This window comes from Inquilinus sp. OTU3971 (genome assembly GCF_038440215.1).
In genome coordinates this window covers 1-4,147 of the sequence record NZ_JASATH010000346.1, presented here as the reverse complement: position 1 = coordinate 4,147, position 4,147 = coordinate 1, and the positions used below count along the sequence as shown (strand labels likewise).

At 66.7% G+C, this 4,147-nt stretch carries 2 protein-coding genes; both read right to left on the bottom strand.

The window, feature by feature from the left end; genetic code table 11:
* Positions 1-2,326, bottom strand: a 2,326-nt coding sequence (locus AAHM41_RS39315; RefSeq protein WP_342242085.1) for a tetratricopeptide repeat protein, incomplete at its 3' end; no start/stop codon positions are given.
* A 76-nt stretch (positions 2,327-2,402) separates the two neighbouring features.
* Positions 2,403-4,115, bottom strand: coding sequence for a B12-binding domain-containing radical SAM protein (locus AAHM41_RS39310; protein WP_342242084.1), 1,713 nt, complete (start codon positions 4,113-4,115; stop codon positions 2,403-2,405).
* Positions 4,116-4,147: the final 32 nt, after the last annotated feature.

The following is a 4,147-nucleotide window of genomic DNA, read 5'->3' as shown; positions in this document are numbered from 1 at the left end:
TGAGCGCCGCCAGATGATCGCGATCGTCGGGGTGTCGGGCCAGGCTGTCCTTGAGGATCGTGATGGCGTCGCTGGCGCGCGCCATCGAGTGGAGCCCGACAGCATAGACATAGGCGTACCGTGCGCGATCCGGCTCGAGTTCGGCAGCGCGGCGGAGTTCGCGCAGTGCCTCGTCCGGCCGTTTGAGCCGCACGAGCGCCAGCCCGAGGGCGTGGTGGGTGCCGGCATCCTGCGGTGACGCGACGATCGCGGCGCGCAGCACCACCTCGCCCTCGCCATCGCGCCCGAGGCCGCGGTAGAGGTCGGCGAGGTTGACGGTGGCGGGCGAATATTGCGGGCTGAGCCGCAGCGCCGCCTTGTATTCGGTCTCCGCCTCGGAGACGCGGCGACCTTGGGCATAGAAATTTCCGAGCGCCGTGCGGGACTCCGGCCGATCGGCGTTGAGACGGTGGGAGGCGACGAGCTCGGAGGCCGCACGCTCGAAACGCGCCCGATCGGGCGCCGGCAGCGAATCCACAGGTACAGACGCGAGCAGCCCGGCAATCCGGATCCTGACGCCGGGGCTGGGGTCGGCAAGCAACGGGGACGCGATCGGCCAAATCTGTGCGGGCGGCATGCCATCGAGCATGTCGAGGGCGCCGATTCGCACCATCGGATCGCGATCTGCAAGGCCAGCCCGCGCCAGATCGATAGCGGCGGGCGACGCATGCGAGTTCAGCTCCGCCAAGGCGCTCGCCCTTGCAATCCCTGGCGTGCCGCCATCGGCGGCGACGGCCGCGAGCAGTTTCTCCGCATCCAGTTGGTCGGCCCAGGCCGCATGGAACGCCTCGGCGTAGGTCTGATACCCTTTGCGGTCCGGCCCATACCAGCGCTCGACCGCCGACGCCGCCCACTCCGCTGATTTGTTGGCATGACAGTCGGTACAAGCGTTGGGCGTGCCGAGCCTCACCGAAACATCCGGCCGCGGGACACGGAAACTATGATCGTGGCGCTGATCCACCGTCATGTAGGTGCGAACCGGCATGTGGCAGGAGGCACAGGCGAGCGGCGGGTCCGCTTTCTCGTGGTGGTGGTGTGTCGCGGCGGCATATCGGTCGGCAGCGTGGCACTGCGAGCACGTGGCGTCGCCGGAAATCCGCAACTCGGCGCTATGCGGATCGTGGCAGTCGCTGCAGGTGACGCCGGCGGCGAACATCCGGCTCTGCTTGAACGAGCCGTAAGTGTAGACCTCGTCGCGCATCTGCCCGTCGGCCTCATAGAGCCCCCGATCGAGGCCCGAGACCGCGTGGGTGTCCGAGAGCCAATGGCCGGGCACCCAGTCTTCCGAGAACGCGCCGCGCCTGGCGTGGCAGAGACCGCAGGTCTCGACCTCCTTGCGCAGGATCTGCGGCGCCGCGCCGCGCTCCGGCGACCCGGTGGCTGGATCGTGATGCCAGTTCGCGCCGGACCGCTCGTCGAACCGCACCAGAAGGCCCATCGACGGATCCTCGTGCTTGCCGAACGGCCACCAGCTTTGCCCGTCTCTCGCCCAGCGGACATGGCGCGAGCCCTGACCGTGGCAGGCTTCGCAGCCGACGCTGATTTCGGTCCAGGTTGTGGCGAAGCGATCGTTCGCCGCATCGTAATTCTTACGAACGCCGGTCGAATGGCACTCGGCGCACATGAAGTTCCAATTCTGGTTCAGCTTGGTCCAGTGCAGAGCGTCGTCATGGCGGATCGCCTCGCCTGGATAGAGGTGGAACCAGCGCTGACCGCCCTTCTCCTGCGGCCGGCTGTCCCAGGCGAGCGACAAAGCCTGCAGGCGGCCATCGGGGAACTCGACCAGATATTGCTGCAGCGGGTCGACACCGAACGTGTACTTGATCTCGAATGGGGCGAGCGAGCCGTCGGGGCCATCAGTCTCGACCAGGAACTTGCCGTCCTTGCGGAAGAAGCGGGACTGAACGCCGCCATCGTCGAAGCTCGCATCGCTGAAATCGCCGAGCACCGATGTGTCGGTCGCATGAGCCATGGCGTGCCTGTGCTGCGAGGCGCGCCAAAGCTGCGCCTCTGCCTGGTGGCAGCCCGCGCAGGTCTCGCTGCCGACGAATGTGGCGACGACATTTGCGGGTGCGCTGCCAGATCGCGAGGTGCCCCAGCCGTCCGACAGAAATTGAGAGGCCAGACCACCGCCGAGTGCAATCGCCGCCGCGATCGATGCCGCAATCCATATCGCACGTTTGGAGAGTAGGGCGGCCTTGGCGCGGCGGACAGGAGCGGCTGCCGTCTTGGTTGCCCGCGCCACCTCGACGGCCTTCCTCCGGGATGGGGGCTTCTTCGAATGCATCTTTGATCTGCGGCCCAACAGCTGCAACATCCCAGGGACGTTTCCCGGGCCGGAGAGAGCCGAGACGGCGTCCCGGTCAGCGCGCGACGGCAGCCACGCGCTGCTGTCGCGTCTTGAGGAGGTCCAGCCCCTCCTCGTCTTCGGGCGGCAGCGGCCTGATCGCGATATCGGTATAGGGTGCTCGCCTCGCCTCGCGCACCACCCTCCGCCGAATCCGGTCGACCCGCCACAGGACTGCCAGCGTGCGTGTGAGCGCGAGGATCGTCTCCGCGACACGGGTCGGGTAGAAAATGAGCGGGTTGGGCCTGGGCAGGCCCGGGCGCCGGCTGGACCGGATCTTCCGCCGGACATAACCGCCCTGCAGTGGATGGACCCCCTCGATCACCGGAATGCTGCTGAATTGGACGATGCTGAGCATGAGCCGCCGGGCGTCGATGCCGCCCGCCACCGCGCGCCGCAACAGGGTCTCGATATGCGCCGGCGAGTAGTACAGCGCCCACGCTCGCCGGTAGACGTCCTGCCACTCCTTCGGTGTCATCAGAGGATGGCCGGTGGTGACGTGCTCGGTGTCGTATCGGTTCATGTCCGGATCCATCCAGACGCCGTCGGCATCCAGGGTCTGGTGATCCTCCGATCCCGGCAGCGGCGTCAGGACGAAGAATTCCAGAATATCGACCGGCAGTTCGCGCTGGATGATGCCGATATCGCGCTCGATCGACTCGACCCGGTCGCCTGGAAATCCCAGGATGTAGCCGCAGAAGGTGATGACCCCGGCGTCCCGCCACGCCTGCAGCATGCGGCGATAGTCGGTGACCTTGTTCTGCCGCTTCTTCGCATGCAGCAGATTGTCCGGATTGATGTTCTCCAGGCCGATGAAGACGCGCAGGCAGCCGGCCCGGCGGCACTTGTCGATGAAGCCCGGGATCTTGTGGGCCAGCGCGTCGACCTGGATGATGAAGCGCAGATAGAGCCCGTCCCTCTCCCGCATCTCGATGATGCGATCGAGGATCGGTTCCCAGTTCCGGTTGCGCGCGAAATCGTCGTCGGTGATGAAGAAGCGATAGACGCCGCGGGCGAGGTGATCACGCAGCAGCCGCTCGACATCGTCGGCGCTGCGGTAGCGCGACTTGCGTCCCTGCACGTTGATGATGGTGCAGAAGCTGCACTGGAACGGACAGCCGCGCCCGGAATCGAACGAGCCGATCGGCGGCGAATAGCGCCGCAGCGTCTCCGGCGGTAGGTAGGTGGTCGGGGCGCCGTCGAGCGACGGCAGATCGTCCATGAAGTTATAGATCGGCTGCAGCGTGCCGGCATAGGCGTCGCGCAGCAACTGGTCGATGTGGCCTTCCGCCTCGCCGGCGAACAGGATGATGCCGAGATCCAGCGCCTCCTGCAGGTCGGTCGGCAGGTTCGGCAGCATCGACAGGCAGCCGCTGACATGGAAGCCGCCGATGACGACCGCAACTCCGCGGGCGCGCAGGTCGCGGGCCAGGTCCATGGCGCGCGGAAACTGGTTCGACTGCACGCCCACCAGGAAGACAACGGCGCCGGTCCCGGCCCGCGCCAGGCGGCGGGCGATGCGCCGGGGCGAGATCACGGTGTTGCATTCATCGGCGGCCGAGAGCGTCATCCACACCTCCGGGCCGAGGACACAGCGCTCGGCCGCGTCCAGGACGATCGCATAGAGGCTGGCCAGGGAATTGGACGGGACCGATGCCTTCCACCATTGGATGACATATCCGTCATCGTCGTAATGCGAGGGCTTGATCAACTCGACGTGAAACCGCATGGCCACGCTCCTTCCATACCGCCCAGAGCAGA

Bases quoted from the DNA above. Each gene is read 5' to 3' on its own strand.
- AAHM41_RS39310 (WP_342242084.1), bottom strand. From the start codon at position 4,115: ATGCGGTTTCACGTCGAGTTGATCAAGCCCTCGCATTACGACGATGAC.